Annotated in this window: 14 protein-coding genes and 1 riboswitch; of the genes, 11 read left to right on the top strand and 3 right to left on the bottom strand. The window is 65.9% G+C overall.

Going from position 1 to position 13166, the window contains the following annotated elements:
- The 10 genes from cobS to NFI08_RS20295 all read left to right on the top strand — a co-directional run bounded on the left by cobS (position 1) and on the right by NFI08_RS20295 (position 9542).
- Entirely contained in the window at positions 1-786 is a 786-nt protein-coding gene (cobS, locus tag NFI08_RS20340; protein WP_045994617.1) for an adenosylcobinamide-GDP ribazoletransferase, read from the top strand.
- Complete coding sequence (locus tag NFI08_RS20335; RefSeq protein ID WP_045994588.1) at positions 738-1376, top strand: histidine phosphatase family protein; 639 nt, start codon at positions 738-740, stop codon at positions 1374-1376. The genes cobS and NFI08_RS20335 overlap by 49 nt, the downstream gene beginning before the upstream one ends.
- On the top strand, positions 1328-1819 hold the full coding sequence (locus NFI08_RS20330; protein WP_045994589.1) for a bifunctional adenosylcobinamide kinase/adenosylcobinamide-phosphate guanylyltransferase: 492 nt from the start codon (positions 1328-1330) through the stop codon (positions 1817-1819). Before NFI08_RS20335 ends, NFI08_RS20330 begins: the two co-directional genes overlap by 49 nt.
- A 129-nt stretch (positions 1820-1948) precedes the next feature.
- A riboswitch (cobalamin riboswitch) is annotated at positions 1949-2193 on the top strand.
- Between the two features lie 170 nt (positions 2194-2363).
- Complete coding sequence (locus tag NFI08_RS20325; RefSeq protein ID WP_108448889.1) at positions 2364-4310, top strand: TonB-dependent receptor domain-containing protein; 1947 nt, start codon at positions 2364-2366, stop codon at positions 4308-4310.
- Entirely contained in the window at positions 4307-5224 is a 918-nt protein-coding gene (locus tag NFI08_RS20320) for a cobalamin-binding protein (protein WP_349591375.1), read from the top strand. Before NFI08_RS20325 ends, NFI08_RS20320 begins: the two co-directional genes overlap by 4 nt.
- Positions 5205-6221 carry a FecCD family ABC transporter permease gene (locus tag NFI08_RS20315; protein WP_502881150.1) on the top strand — a complete coding sequence of 339 codons (1017 nt, stop codon included), beginning with the start codon at positions 5205-5207 and terminating at the stop codon, positions 6219-6221. The genes NFI08_RS20320 and NFI08_RS20315 overlap by 20 nt, the downstream gene beginning before the upstream one ends.
- 9 nt (positions 6222-6230) lie before the next feature.
- Positions 6231-7136, top strand: a complete 906-nt coding sequence (locus NFI08_RS20310; RefSeq protein ID WP_349591374.1) for an ABC transporter ATP-binding protein — start codon at positions 6231-6233, stop codon at positions 7134-7136.
- Positions 7078-7728: a cob(I)yrinic acid a,c-diamide adenosyltransferase gene (gene cobO, locus NFI08_RS20305; RefSeq protein ID WP_253552278.1), complete on the top strand. Its 651-nt coding sequence runs from the start codon at positions 7078-7080 to the stop codon at positions 7726-7728. The genes NFI08_RS20310 and cobO overlap by 59 nt, the downstream gene beginning before the upstream one ends.
- A 12-nt stretch (positions 7729-7740) precedes the next feature.
- Entirely contained in the window at positions 7741-9204 is a 1464-nt protein-coding gene (locus NFI08_RS20300) for a cobyric acid synthase (protein WP_349591373.1), read from the top strand.
- A 98-nt stretch (positions 9205-9302) separates the two neighbouring features.
- The gene (locus NFI08_RS20295) at positions 9303-9542 is read left to right on the top strand and encodes a DUF2188 domain-containing protein (protein ID WP_108133021.1); all 240 of its coding nucleotides are present in this window, start codon (positions 9303-9305) and stop codon (positions 9540-9542) included.
- A gap of 63 nt (positions 9543-9605) precedes the next feature.
- On the opposite strand, the gene NFI08_RS20290 is transcribed toward NFI08_RS20295, so the two are convergent.
- Together NFI08_RS20290 and NFI08_RS20285 are read right to left on the bottom strand one after the other, a co-directional pair.
- Positions 9606-10430, bottom strand: a complete 825-nt coding sequence (locus NFI08_RS20290) for an alpha/beta fold hydrolase (protein WP_349591372.1) — start codon at positions 10428-10430, stop codon at positions 9606-9608.
- Positions 10431-10590: 160 nt separating this feature from the next.
- Positions 10591-11346, bottom strand: coding sequence for a glycerophosphodiester phosphodiesterase family protein (locus tag NFI08_RS20285; RefSeq protein ID WP_349591371.1), 756 nt, complete (start codon positions 11344-11346; stop codon positions 10591-10593).
- Positions 11347-11592: 246 nt separating this feature from the next.
- On the opposite strand from NFI08_RS20285, the gene NFI08_RS20280 reads away from it, so the two are divergent.
- Positions 11593-12246, top strand: coding sequence for a hypothetical protein (locus NFI08_RS20280; protein WP_349591370.1), 654 nt, complete (start codon positions 11593-11595; stop codon positions 12244-12246).
- Positions 12247-12488: 242 nt separating this feature from the next.
- Here the strand turns inward: NFI08_RS20280 and azu are convergent, their stop codons facing one another.
- Complete coding sequence (gene azu, locus NFI08_RS20275; protein ID WP_213229603.1) at positions 12489-12983, bottom strand: azurin; 495 nt, start codon at positions 12981-12983, stop codon at positions 12489-12491.
- Between the last annotated feature and the right edge of the window lie 183 nt (positions 12984-13166).

The raw sequence follows: 13166 nt of genomic DNA, 5'->3' as shown, positions 1-13166 counted from the left end.
GTGCTGCCGGCACTGGCCGGGCTGGGGCTGGCGATCCAGTTTCTGACCCGGATTCCATTGCCGGTGATGATCGACTGGAACGGCGCCAACCGCCGCTGGGCGGCGCGTTGCTACCCGCTGGTGGGGCTCTTGATCGGCGTGCTGCTGGCCGTGGCCGCCGCGCTGACCTCAGCGCTGCCCACGCCGATCCAGGCACTGGTGCTGCTGACGCTGTGGGTGGCGCTGTCCGGTGGGCTGCACCTGGACGGTGTGATGGACCTGGCCGATGCGCTGGGCAGCAATGCGCCGCTCGAGCGCCGCTGGAAGATCATGAAGGACCCGCAGGTCGGCAGTTTTGGCGTGCTGGCGCTGGTGTTCCTGCTGGCCTGGAAGGCGGTCCTGTTGTGGTGGTGGCTCACGACCGACGGGGCTCTGCTGTGGCTGGTCGTGGTACCCGCCCTGGCCAGAGCCAGCGCGGTGGCGCTGCTGATCGGCGTACCCGCTGCTCGGCCCGAGGGACTCGCCCATAGCTGGCAGCAGGGCCTTGGCTGGCGCGACCTGGTGCTTGCCCTGGTTCCTCTTCTGGTGGTGGTTTCCGCGGGACTGCTGCTGGAGCCGGGCGGGACGAACGTAGCCGGGCTGGTGGGGGTTCTGCTCGCCAGCGGGGGCTTTACCTGGGTCTTCGCCCGGGGGATGATCCGAGCCTTTCACGGCATCAACGGCGATATGCTGGGCAGTGCCATCGAGGGAGGAGAACTATGGCTTCTGATGTGTGTCTCGAGCTGGTGGTGGTTCGCCACGGGCTGACCCAGTGGAACCTGGACAAGCGCTACCAGGGCCAGCGCGATATCGAGCTGTTGATGCCCGACGCCCTGGCCGATATGGATCGGTTGCGCCTGGAACTGGAAGGCGAGCGCTTCGACGCTGTGGTGTCGAGCGACCTGACCCGCTGCCGCCAGACCCTGGCCCATATCGCCGAGGGCCGTGGCTGGCCGGAGCCTCGCCTGGACCAACGCCTGCGCGAGAACGACTTCGGCGAGTTCGAGGGGCGCAACTGGGAAGAGCTCAAGGACGATCCGGTCTACCGGGAGTGGATCGACAGCGCCGGTGAGCTGGCGCCTCCCGGTGGTGAATCCGCCCAGGACCTGCGTGACCGGCTGGCGTTGGCCCTCGGCGCCATCTTCGATGCCGCCGTCGAGGCCGGCCATCGGCGCGTGCTGGTGGTCACCCACGGCGGGGTGATCCGCGAGCTGCGCCGAGAGTTCGAGGGCGTGCCGTTCTGGGAGGGCGTCGTCGGTCAGGCCGCCGGTCGGCGCTGGACACTCATTCGACAGGCAGAGGGCATCACATGCACGTCTTCATCGGCGGTACCGCGTCAGGCAAGCGTCAGCGGGTAGCCGAGCGCTACCCCGAGGCACGCTGGCGCGACGCCGACGAGATGATGAGACGGGTGCCCGGTGCGGGCGCTGGTCCCGCCATCGACGATGGCGACACCCTCGTCATCAGCGGCTGGCTTGCCTGGCTCGAGGCCGAACTAGAGAACGAACTTGAGAACCAACGTGAAAACGAGTCAGCAAGCGCCGACGATGACCGGCTGGGCCGGCGCTGGCGCGAGGCCTTGACTGGCTGGGCCAGTTCGCCGGGACGGCGCGTGCTGGTGCTTGACGAGGTGGGGCGCGGCATCGTCCCGGTGGACCCGGCCCAGCGCCGCCTGCGTGATCTGATGGGCTGGCTGTCCCAGGACGCGGTGCGCCTGGCAAGCCAGGTACACTACGTACGCCATGGCCTGACCATGCGGCTCGATGGGAAGGAGGCTACCGCAGCGGGCCGAGCGGACTGAGCGAACAGACCCGGCATCGAACCAGTCGAACAAGCCGAACGGCGCTTTTCGTTGACGCCCGCTGTGCCGATTGCTAGCTTACGCGCACTCTCAGGTGCCCCGAAACGTGCCAGCATGACCACGGCGTCAGTCCTTTCTGACGCAAGACGCCGTGGCCAGAAGTAGACACGAGGGGTGAAACGGGAAGTCGGTGCCAATCCGACGCTGCCCCCGCAACGGTGATCGAGTCAAGCGCGCTCACCACGCCACTGTGACAGGGTCCTTGACCCCTGATGCGACCGGACCCTGTGTCCCGCTCAGCCAGTCACGGGAAGGCGAACGCGCCGAACCGTCGAAACGCTTCGATGGTTCATCTCGTCAGCCCGGAGACCGGCCTGAAGAGCCATGCCAAGGGGCGGTGGGGTCCCGACGCGCAGCGCTTGCCTGTCAGTTTGGTGTTCTTGACGCTCCCGGGTGTCCTGTCCAGCGTTCTGTGTCCCCTGTTCGCTCCTCGGCCTTCGAGGGTCTACGCCGTGCGGGTGCGCACGGTGCCAAGGGATACACCATGTCGTCTGCTTTCTTCGCCCCTGCTCGTCTTTCTGTTGCCTGCCGCTCCCGTGGCCTGCGTCTGTGCGTCGGCCTTGCCGCCGCCCCCTGGCTACTGGTGAGCCAGGCCAGTGCCCAGCAGTCCGCTTCCTCCGACGTGACGACCGCCGAGCCGTCCTCCGTCGAACAGGTCTCTATCGAGCCCACCACCGAGCCCGCCACCGAACTCGACCCGCTGGTGGTGTCGGCGACGCTTTCGCCGCGTACCGCCAGTCAGTCGCTGTCCTCCGTCAGCGTCATCGATGAAGAGGCGCTAAGGCGCCGCGATCCGGTCAGCATTACCGACGCCCTGCGTGGCCAGCCCGGTGTGGATATTTCCACCAATGGTGGCTTCGGCAAGCAGGCGAGCGTCTATATCCGTGGTACCGGCAGCACCGCCTCGGTGATGATGATCGACGGTATCCGCCTGCGCTCGGCCACCAATGGCGGGCCTGCCTGGCAGTACCTGGAGCCGCGCATGTTCGAGCGTATCGAGGTGGTACGCGGTCCCCGCGGTGCGCTCTACGGCGCCGACGCGGTGGGCGGGGTGGTTCAGCTGTTCACCGACAAGCCCGATGAACAAGGGCCGACGCCCAGCGTGCAGCTCGGTACCGGCTCCTTCAATACCCAGCGGGCCTCAGCCAGTCTGTCGGGCCGCGAGGGCGGTACCTCCTACCAGTTCAGCGCCACCCGCCTGGACAGCGACGGCACCGAGATTCGCGACGGTGGCGAGGACAAGGCCTACGACAACACCTCGGGTCTGGTGAGTCTGTCCCACACCTTCGACAACGGCGCCAACCTCGGGCTGCTGGGACTGCGTGCCCGCGGCAACAACGAATACGAAGGTGGCGACTCCGACTATGTGCAGCAGGTGGCCGGTGTCTACGCCGAGGTGCCGGTGACCGATATCTGGTCGTCGCGTCTTACCCTGAGCGAGGCCCGCGATGAGCTGGAGGACCACTCCGAGCCCAACGACTTTGGGCCTGGAAGCACCACCGAGTTCGACACCGAGACCCATACCGTTCGCTGGGACAATACCCTGCAGCTCGGTGCCCACGAGCTGATCGCCGGCGCCGAGTATCTGGAGGACAAGGTCGACAGCACCACCGATTACGAAGAGACCAGCCGCGACAACGTGGCGGTGTTTGCCCAGGCACTGATGGACTTCCATCCGTTCTCGTTGCAGGCGGGTCTGCGCCACGACGACAACGAGGCCTACGATGAAGAGGTCACCGGCCACCTGGCGCTGGGCTACGCCCTCGATGATCAGCACACCCTGCGTGCCAGCTACGGTACCGCCTTCCGCGCCCCGACCTTCAATGAGCTGTACTTCCCCGGCTTTGGCAACAGCGATCTTGAGCCCGAGGAGTCCGAGACCTGGGAGCTTGGTCTGCGTGGTCAGTACCAGCGGCTTTACTGGGATCTGGCGCTCTACCAGACCAACGTCGACGACCTGATCGCCAATGAGTCGAGGGATGGCCGCTTTGCCCCCTTCAATGTCGACGAGGCGCGTATTCGTGGGATCGAACTTGCCACCGGGCTCGAGCTCGACCAGTGGACCCTGGCGGCCAGCGTCGCCTATACCGACCCGGAAGACCGTGACACCGGCAAGCAGCTGATTCGCCGCGCCAGCCAGACCCTGCGCCTGGACGCCGATCGCCAGCTGGGTGACTGGAATCTGGGGGCCTCCTTCATCGCCCAGGACCACCGCTACAATGACGTCGACAACGACGAGCGTCTGGCCGGCTACGGCACCCTGGACCTGCGCGCCGGCTGGGCCTTTGCGCCGGACTGGAAGGCCAACCTGACGCTCGAGAACGTCTTCGATCGCGAGTACGCCACCTCGCGTGCGTCTGCCTTTCAAGGTGGCTGGGACTACGAAAACCCGGGACGTGCTGCCTACCTGAGCGTCGGCTTCAACCTGTGATCATCCGCCGCTCGCTTGTCTCGGCCAGCATCGGCCTGGTGCTGTCGGCGCTGACCGGTGCCGCCATGGCGTCCTCTTCGCCCGACGGGGACGAGGACATCTGCGTGGTCGATGACACCGAGCGGGAGCTATGCCTGGCGGCGCCGGCAGAGCGCATCGTGGCGCTGTCGCCCAGCGTCACCGAGATGCTGTTCGCGGCGGGGGCCGGCGAGCGGGTGGTGGGGGTAGTCAGCTTCAGCGACTATCCCGAGGCCGCGCGCTCGCTGCCCCAGGTGGGCAGCTACGATCGACTCGACCTCGAGTCGTTACTGGCGCTTGACCCCGACCTGGTGGTGGCCTGGGCCGGGGGTAATCCCGGACAGCAGGTCGAACGCCTGGATGAACTCGGGCTGCCGGTGTTCCGCTCGGACGCCGCCAACTTCGAGCAGATCGCCACGACGCTTGAGCGGTTCGGTCGCCTGGCCGGTTCGGCGGATACCGGCGACACCGCGGCCCGAGAGCTGCGAGAATCGGTAGCGGCCCTCGGCGAACGCTACGTTGACGCAGCACCGGTCGAGGTCTTCTATCAGGTATGGGAGCAGCCGCTGATGACCGTCAACGGTGAGCACTGGATCAGTCGAGCGCTGTCACTTTGTGGCGGCGTCAATCTATTCGCCGACGAGGCGCCGCTGGTGCCTCGACTGTCGCGGGAGGCGGTGCTGGCCGCGGACCCGGAAGTCATCATCACCGGCGGCATGGGCAAGGCGGACTCCACCTGGCTCGACGCCTGGCGCCAGTGGCCGCAGATGACCGCGGTGGTCCGCGACAACCTCTATTTCATCAACCCTGACCTGGTGCAGCGGGCGACGCCGCGCCTGGTCGAGGGCACCCGAACCCTGTGCCAACATCTGGACTCTGCCCGTGAACGCCGCTGACTCCAGCGCTACCTTTCGGCCCACCCGGCGAGGTCGTCCGCTGGGCCTGCTGGCGCTGCTCGGTGTGGTGTCGGTGGTGCTGGCCGTGTCGGTGGGCAGCGTCGCGCTGTCACCGATGGAGCTGTGGCTGACGCTGACCGGGCAGGGCAGCCCCCTCCACCAGACCCTGGTGTGGGAGCTGCGCCTGCCCCGTGCGCTGGCCGCCTTCGGTACCGGGGCCTTGCTGGCCCTGGCCGGCGCCTTGATGCAGGTACTGCTGCGCAATCCATTGGCCGACCCCTATGTGCTCGGGCTCTCCGGCGGGGCCTCGGTGGCGGCGCTGTGTGCCATGCTGGCTGGCCTTGGCGCGGCGCTGGTCTCGGCCTCGGCCTTTGCCGGTGCGCTGGTGTCGATCCTGGTGGTATTTGGCCTGGCCCATGGCAGCGGCAGCTGGTCGCCGGCGCGCCTGCTGCTCACAGGGGTCGTCATGGCCTCCGGCTGGGGCGCGATCATCACCTTCCTGCTGGCGGTAAGCCCGGTGGAAGAGCTGCCGGGCATGCTCTACTGGCTGATGGGCGACATGGCCTACGCCCGCAGCCCCTGGCCGGTACTGGTGATCGCCGCGCTGTCGGCGCTGGTGCTGGTGCCACTGGGGCGGACCCTCAACGTGCTTGCCCGCGGCGGCCAGCAGGCGCTGGCGCTGGGCGTGGCGGTGCGCCCGCTGGAATGGGGACTGTATCTGGCGGCGAGCCTGGCCACCGCCACCGCGGTGACCACCGCCGGATCGGTGGGGTTCGTCGGCCTGATGGTGCCGCATATGCTGCGCCTTCGACTGGGTGCCGACCAGCGTCTGATCCTGCCGGCCTCGCTGCTGGCCGGCGGCTGCCTGCTGACCCTGGCCGATACCCTGGCGCGAACCCTGATCGCCCCCCAGCAGTTGCCGGTAGGGGTGATCACCGCGTTGATCGGGGTGCCGAGCTTTCTCTACCTGCTGCATCGCAGCCACGGCAAGGGATAGGGGGCGCTCATGGCTGTCAGACCCGCATCCACCGACCTGGCGCTGCCAGTTTGTTCGCTGTCCTGCGAAGCGCTGGTGATCGACGTGCCCGGCAGGGCGGACGGTCAGCCGCTGTCGTTTTCCATCGAGCCCGGCAGTCGCTGGGGCATCCTCGGGCCCAACGGCGCCGGCAAGAGCACGCTTTTGCATACCCTTGCCGGGCTCAGGGCGCCACGCCATGGGCGCTTGAGGCTGGACGGCCGGCCGCTGACCGACTGGCGCCGGCGCGCCGTTGCCCAGCGTCTGGGCGTGGTGTTCCAGGAGCGCCATGACGAGTTTCCGGCCAGCGTGCTGGAGACCGCGCTGATCGGCCGACATCCCTTCCTCCGGGCCTGGCAGAACGAAAGCGAGGACGACGTCCAGCGCGCCCTGGGCGCGCTTGAACGCCTCGATATCGCTCACCTGGCCCACAGGCCGCTGGCGACCCTGTCCGGCGGCGAACGCCAGCGGGTCAGCCTGGCCACGGTGCTGACCCAGGCGCCGCAGATCTGGCTGGTGGATGAACCCACCAACCACCTCGACCTGCATCATCAGGTGGCCGCCATGGCGCTGCTCGACGAACAGGCAAGCCAGGGTGCCGCCGTGGTGATGTGCCTGCACGATCTCAATCTGGCGGCGCGCTGGTGCGACCACCTGCTGCTTTTGTATCCCGACGGCGCGGCCTGCTGGGGGCCACGCGACGATATGCTGGTGACGTCGGCCCTCGAGCGGCTCTACGACCAGCCGTTGAGCGTCGCCGAGGTCGATGGCGCCGCCGTCTTCATGCCGCGGGTGGCCTCGTCGCTTAATCCGCCGCGCCCCACCAAGGAAGTTTCCCATGACGCACACGTCCCCTACGACGCCATCCCCCACGACACAGACTCCGAAGAATGTTGATCCCGAGCGCCACGCCCGGCGCATGGCCGCCAAGCAGCGGATCATGGCCGAGCGCATCGCCAGTGCCGACAAGGAACAGGGCGTGCTGCTGGTGCTGACAGGCCCCGGCAAGGGCAAGAGTTCATCCGGCTTCGGCATGCTGGCCCGGGCGCTGGGCCACGACATGAAGGTGGGCGTGGTGCAGTTCATCAAGGGCGCATTTTCTACCGGGGAGGAGGCCTTCTATCGCCGCCAGCCCGGAGTGGCCTTCCACGTCATGGGCGAGGGCTACACCTGGGACACCCAGGACCGGGAGCGCGATGTCGCCGCCGCCGAAGCCGCCTGGGACAAGGCCCGCAAGTTGCTTCAGGATCCCGATATCGCGCTGGTACTGCTCGATGAGCTGAACATCGCCCTGCGCTACGGTTACCTGGATCTCGACCGGGTGCTGGACGACCTGCAGGCCAGACCGGCGATGCAGCATGTGGTGGTGACCGGGCGCCACGCGCCCCAGGCTCTGATCGAACTGGCCGATACGGTCACCGAGATGAAGGTGGTCAAGCACGCCTTCAAGGACCAAGGCATCAAGGCCCAGAAGGGTATCGAGCTGTAAGGGAGCGCTAGCATGGCAACGCTGATGATCCAGGGCACCACCTCTGATGCCGGCAAGTCCACGGTGGTCGCCGGTCTGTGCCGGATGCTGGCACGGCGTGGGTTCAGCGTGGCCCCGTTCAAGCCCCAGAACATGGCGCTGAACAGTGCCGTCACCGTGGATGGCGGCGAGATCGGTCGCTCCACCGCGCTGCAGGCCCAGGCTGCCCGCGTAGCGCCGCACAGCGACATGAACCCTGTGCTGTTGAAGCCCGAAAGCGACAAGGGCGCCCAGGTCATCCTGGCCGGTCGCGTCCACGGCAGCATGGCCGCGTTGGACTACCACGCCTACAAGACCACCGCCCGACAGACGGTGATGGACTGCCATCGCCGGCTGTCTGAGCGCTTCGACGTGATCATCGCCGAAGGGGCGGGCTGCCCTGCGGAGGTCAATCTACGCGAAGGAGACATCGCCAACATGGGCTTCGCCGAGGCGGTGGACTGCCCGGTACTGCTGGTCGGAGATATCGACAGAGGCGGCGTCTTTGCCCAGCTATGCGGTACCCTGGCGCTGGTCAGCGCGTCCGAAAACGCGCGGATCAAGGGCTTCGTGATCAACCGCTTTCGCGGCGATATCGGGCTGCTGGAACCGGGGCTTGAGTGGCTGGCCGAGCGCGAGGGAAGACCGGTGCTCGGCGTGCTTCCCTACCTGCAGGGGCTGTGGCTCGACGCCGAGGACAGCCTGTCGCTAGAGCAGCGGCTTGATCACGCAGGGGGCGACATGCTCAAGGTGGTGGTGCCGGCTCTGCCGCGCATCAGCAACCACACCGACCTCGATCCGCTACGCCTGCATCCTCGCGTCAGCCTGAGCCTGGTCGGCCCCGACCAGCCGATGCCCGATGCCGACGTCATCCTGTTGCCGGGCAGCAAGAACACCCGGGCGGACCTGGCCTGGCTGCGCAGTCAAGGGTGGGATGAGCGTATCCGGCGCCATCTGCGTTACGGCGGGCGGGTGCTGGGTGTCTGCGGCGGTTTTCAGATGCTGGGGGAATGGATCGACGATCCTGACGGCATCGAGGGCGAGCCCGGCGGCGTCGAAGGGCTCGGGTGGCTTGCCATGTCCACCACCATGCGCCCCGACAAGCGCCTGACGCGGGTCAGCGGGCGCATCGACACCGCCGACGGCTGCTGCAGCATCCACGGCTACGAGATTCATCAGGGCGTCAGCCGGGGCGAGGCGCTTTCACGGCCATTGATGCGTCTCGAAGGACGAGACGAGGGTGCCGTCAGCCAGGATGGCCAGATCATGGGTACCTATCTGCACGGGCTGTTCGACGGCCCCGACGCCTGCGAAGCATTGCTCGCCCGCCTCGGGCTTCCGCCCGAGGATACCCGCCGGGTAGACCTCGACGCCCACCGCGAGCGACAGCTCGACCGCCTGGCCGACACCATCGAGCAGCATCTGGATATGGAGATGGTTCTGCGCCTGATCAGTTGAGGAAGATGGTCCGATATCGGCGCCCGGCGTAAACTGTGGGGGTGCCACTGCTTTCCCTGTACAGATGGCACCATGGCAACTGCGTCGAGGGCTTGGTCATGAAGGTGACATCCAAACATGTGGTCAGCAGAGACAAGGGATGGGCAGTAAAGACCAGCGGCACGTCTCGTGCCGGCAAGGTTTTCGAGAGCAAGGCTGAAGCCGTGGAATACGCGCGCCGCGTGGCCAGGAAGGAGCACGGTGAGCTATACGTGCATGGGCTCGATGGCACTATCCAGGAGCGCAAGAGTTATCGGCGCGCATCTGAGGCAACCAAGTCTCTGCGCTCGAAGAAGTGACGGCGTATGCCATTTGAGCGCAATGTCTTTGTCAATTGCCCGTTCGATGAGGCGTACTATCCGCTATTGCGTCCCTTGCTCTTCACCATCATCTACGTTGATTTGCTCACTCAGCAGGCTCGTGATGTAGTCAAGGACTCTGTCAGGCTGCTCGCGATGGGGCACATGGCCACACCCCTCCAGCAATACCATCCGTGACGGCCCTTGAGGTAGTTGCGCGTAGCGTTCGGGCTGCTGTGGCGAGCCGTATTCGTCCTGGTCGCCGTGCAGCGCCAGTACAGGACACCGGACCCGTCTGAGGGTGTCATCCAGCGTCCAGCCCCGAAAGTCGGGGGCCAGCCAGGTCTCTACCCAGGCGTCGAGTACCCAGCGGGCCTTGTCGCCATGGTACTTCTCCAGGCGCTCGATCTGGCCGGGCAGGGCGAACGTATCGCGGGCCTGGCGTATGCCCGAAAGCGTGCGTTCTTCCACAAAGGCCTGGGCCGCCAGGGTAATCAGCGCCTGGCAATCGTCGTAGTGGGCAGCGATACCGGCAGCCATGCAGCCGCCGACGCTATGGCCCAGAACAACGAAACCCTCGAGCTTTAACGCGCGATGAAGCGCGGCAAAGGCCTGGTGCGCTTCGTCGGCGATAAAGGTGTGGGTCAGTCGGTCCGGGTGGCGCGTGGATTGGCCGAAGCCCAGTCGATCGTAGGCGATCACTTCGCGGCCGGTGGTCTGGCACAGGGCTTCGGGGAAGTCGCGCCACAGCTCAACGCAGCCCAGCGAGTCATGCAGCAACACGATGGGCGCGCCCTTGGTATCAGGCTCGGGACGCCATCGACGAACAAACAGCGATTGCCGGTCTGTGTCGTGCAGTGACACCTGAAGGTCAGATACCTGGGGCATGAAGTGGCTCGCTGGCAGCAACGTATCAAGCCCACTCTAGCGAGTGGCCGCCGGCCTGCCAAGCAAGCGCTAGGTTTGGACAGGTCGCTTTCAGGACAGGTCGCTTGTAATACAGGGCCATGCCAGTGTCAGAGCCGCTTCAAGGATACGCCTTGGCAAGTTACGTCTTGTCGGCAAAGCGTTCGGGGTCATCGGAAATGACGGTGGTCACGCCCCATTTCCAGTACTTGGCGAAGGCCACCGGATCATTGGCGGTATAGCACAGCAGCGGTGTGCCGCTCTGGGTAACCTCCCGAGCCCGCTCTTCCTTCAGCTTCTTCCAGTCGCAGTGCAGACTGTAGGCCTGCACCGCTTCCATGTCGTGCCGCCAGTTCTTGCCGATCTTGTCGACCAGCACCCCAAGGGCGAGCTGGTCGGGCGTGGCGATGCTGCGCGCGTGATCGAGGGCCGCCGGGCTGAAGGAAGACACCAGTCGACGTTCGAACGGCAGCGCTTCCAGCAGACGCGGGATCACCGATTCGGCCAACGCTTCCGGGTCGCGTCCCCGCGTCACCTTGAGTTCCAGGTTGACCGCCATACCGCGTCGATCGATCAGATTGAGCATGTCGTCGAGTGTCGCCATGCGCTCACCGCGAAAGCGCTCGGCGTACCAGGCGCCGACGTCGTATTCCCTGGCCTGTTCCAGACGCAGCTTGCTCAACTTGCCGCTCCCGTTGGAGCAGCGCCGCATGCCGGGGTCGTGCCAGATCACCGGGGTGCCATCACCCAGCAATTGCACATCGAGCTCGACCCAGGTGATACCGGCTTCCCAGGCAAGCTGGACGGCGCTCAGGGTATTTTCCGGTGCGTGGGCCGACAGGCCGCGATGCGCCATCAGGCGGGGCAGGTCGATAAGGGGCGTGCGAGATGTCGTCATGGGCTCTCCTTGGCTTGGCGTCACAACATGGCACCGGCTTTCGTCATCATCGGACATGACCGTCCTGCTAGCCAGAGGCTGCACGCCTCCATGTTGGGCCACAAAGATGACCGAACGGCGACGACATGAACACCCCGTCTGTCGCAGCGGTACGCCGAGGGCGGTGTCGCTGCCTGGAATATGCTAGTCTCGCCGGTTTCGACAAGTGGGTCAGCGCCGGTCGGCGCCAGCAATTAGAGGTCAGTGATGAAGGTCGTCAAAATCAACGAGCCCCAGCAGCGGGAAGCCTGCCTGGCACGCCTGTGTGCGGAAGCCTACGGTCATCAGGCGGGTATCGCCCCCCTGGTTACCTTCGCCGGCGTCATCGGGGTGCTGTTCAAGCAGGAAGCCGCCCGGCTTCTCGCTCTGGTGGACGATCAGTCCCGTCCCATCGCGCTGGCCCTGCTGGTCAGCGACGAAGCCGGTACCAGCATGAATGTGGCCCAGTTGACGTCGCTGGATCCTGACGCCGAAAGTGCGGTCGACGGCGGTAACAAGACCGGCGCGGAAAGCGAGAGCCAGGGCGAGGCACAAAAGCCGGCCGGCAAGGGCAAGCTGAATCCCGCCCTTCGTCTGGTGGCCGAACTGGCGCTGCGGGCGCCGCTGCGGGTGGACGTGGTCAGCGATGCCCAGAAGGCCGAGTTTAGCGCCGCCGGTATCCAGCGCTGGATCAAGGGCCCGGGCGAGCTGCAGATCGGTCTGGGGCCAAAGCATACGGCCACCAGCCTCGACAATCTGCCGCGTACCCTGACCGTGGACGAAGCCTCCGTGGTGGCCAACTTCAAGCAGGACAAGGCGTTGTTCGAAGATTACAAGAACCGCTTCGTCAGAGGCCTGGAGTCCTTCCCGCGGACGTTGTGATCAGCGACGGAAGGGCACCTGTTGAGTCCTTCCCGCGGACGCTATGAACTAGTAGAAGTGGTAGCAACAACGAAGCCCCGGCCCCTGCCTCTTTTTGGAGGCGAGGGCCGGGGCTTCGTCGTTGGGCAAAGGGTCGGCGCTTGCCGGGCCGAGGTGGTTGTTGATCCGCTCGCGGGCAGCAAGAACGGAGGTGGCCCGGGTCACGCCGTCAGGGATCGATGCCCGTCGATCCGTGCAGTGGTCTAGCCTTCGCTGGTGAGGCTGAACGATCCCTTCATCATCGAGGAGTGGCCGGGGAAGGAGCAGAAGAAGGTCAGATCCTGGTCGGCGAGCCCTTCGGTGTCGAAGGTGATGCTGGTGGATTCGCCGCCGCCGATGATATCGGTAGCGGCCAGGATGCGGTCATCCTCCGGCAGGTAGTTGCTGTCGAGTCCCGCCTGCATGCCGGCGGAGGCAATCTCCTGATAGGCGTCGGTAGGGGCCAGCACCCAGTTGTGTCCCATCACGTTCTTCGCCATGGAGCCCGAGTGGGTCAACGTCAGACTGACGGTCTCGCAGTTGGCGGGTACGCTCAGCTCGCTCTTGTCGTACTGCATCTGGTCAGTGGAATCGATGGTCAGCCGGCACTCTTCGGCGACGTTGTCCGCGGCGCCGTCATCCGCCATCGCCACGGCAGAGAACAGCGGCACGGCGGTGATCGCGAGGATGGAGGCGGAGGAAAGCAGGGCATGTTTCATGACAGCGTCCTTTTCGTTGCTGGATAGGGTGGGTGCAGGGTTTGCCACGACCGTTCACGGCGTTCAGCAAGGGGAAGCGCGGTGCACCACACAAGATGTATCCATGTTTATATGTGAACTGTATACAGTTTATGAGTCTCGTAGACATCAATGGAGCTGTCAAGCGCCGACAGTGATCCCGTG

Origin of the sequence: Halomonas sp. EF61, assembly GCF_040147045.1 — a bacterium.
Classification (GTDB): Bacteria; Pseudomonadota; Gammaproteobacteria; order Pseudomonadales; family Halomonadaceae; genus Halomonas; species Halomonas litopenaei.
Note: the sequence above shows the minus strand (reverse complement) of the source record. Positions and strands in the feature narration are given on the sequence as shown.